This window comes from Geobacillus proteiniphilus, from assembly GCF_001908025.1.
In the GTDB taxonomy this organism is placed as follows: Bacteria; Bacillota; Bacilli; order Bacillales; family Anoxybacillaceae; genus Geobacillus; species Geobacillus proteiniphilus.
Window position 1 is genome coordinate 1 of sequence record NZ_MQMG01000135.1, and the last position, 756, is coordinate 756.

Genomic DNA, 756 nt, shown 5'->3' on the forward strand with positions numbered 1-756 from the left:
TAGTCGTGATTCGGTGCACAACCGCGCTTTCGTTTCGTTCGGTTTTGAAGGAATGAGCAATTCCTTCAGTTGCTTTGCATCTGTGCCTGCGTCTGCTAGCAGGTTCAGGGAAGCAAGATTCCTCGGCACAAGACTGCAGAGAAGCAAATTCAAGAAGCATTCTCGTTTGCGTCTGCGTCTACAAGCGGATTCGGAGAAGCCGAATTCCTCGACGCAAACCAGCGAAGAAGCGAATTCAAAGGAGCTACTTCGTTCCTTGAAAACTAGATAACCGGAAAAGCGGAGGCTCGTTATTTCGCCTAAAAGCGGCCCGCGTCCTGCGGGCAACGGCGAAATATCGCCATCCTGGCGATCGCGATGGGCAAATGTTCTTCGCCTAGAGGGATGTTTACATCCCGAAGGCGAAGGTTATTTGCCCCCGAGCGGCGGCGAGCCGAAGCTAGACAGTAAGGAAGAAGCCGAGAGCGCAATAGGTTAAGCTGGAAAGGGCGCACGGTGGATGCCTTGGCACTAGGAGCCGATGAAGGACGGGGCAAACGCCGAAACGCTTCGGGGAGCTGTAAGCAAGCGTTGATCCGGAGATGTCCGAATGGGGGAACCCACTGTCCGTAATGGGGCAGTATCCATGTCTGAATCCATAGGGCATGGAGGGCACACCCGGGGAACTGAAACATCTTAGTACCCGGAGGAGAAGAAAGCAACCGCGATTCCCTGAGTAGCGGCGAGCGAAACGGGAACAGCCCAAACCAAGAGGCG

1 rRNA gene is annotated in these 756 nt (G+C 54.6%); it reads left to right on the top strand.

The features are described 5' to 3' along the window. Nucleotides 1-472 precede the first annotated feature (472 nt). Nucleotides 473-756, top strand: a 23S ribosomal RNA gene (locus BRO54_RS18875); the annotation flags it as partial.